The sequence below is a fragment of the Streptomyces sp. NH27 genome, from assembly GCF_056859195.1.
On record NZ_JACEGK010001090.1, the window covers coordinates 1 to 450 of the forward strand.

The 450-nt window shown below is 42.4% G+C and carries 1 pseudogene; it reads left to right on the forward strand.

Features of this window, described 5'->3' with window-relative positions:
* Positions 1-88: 88 nt before the first annotated feature.
* Positions 89-450 (forward strand): annotated as a pseudogene (locus AC13HU_RS38165) (hypothetical protein); the annotation flags it as partial.

A 450-nucleotide genomic window follows, 5' to 3' on the forward strand; every position in this document is an offset into this window, starting at 1 on the left:
GTCAGAAAGACCAGCATTCTCAGAAAGAGGACAAGGAACAACGTCATTTTGTCATTCGTCAGAAGTGAGTAGAGAATAAGGAGAAGAAATGAAACCCTCAATTCATAGTTTGGCACATCAAACCATGCAGGAATGGGTATTGGAGCAGGGAGAAAAGAAATTCCGTGCAGATCAAATCTGGGAATGGCTCTACCGTAAACGTGTGCAGTCATTTGAAGAAATGACCAACCTTTCCAAGGATTTGATTGCTAAGCTCAATGACCAGTTTGTGGTCAATCCCTTGAAACAACGTATTGTGCAAGAGTCTGCTGATGGTACAGTCAAATATCTCTTTGAATTGCCTGACGGTATGTTAATTGAGACTGTACTCATGTGTCAACACTATGGTTTATCTGTCTGTGTGACCACTCAGGTCGGCTGTAATATCGGTTGTACCTTCTGTTCCTCTGG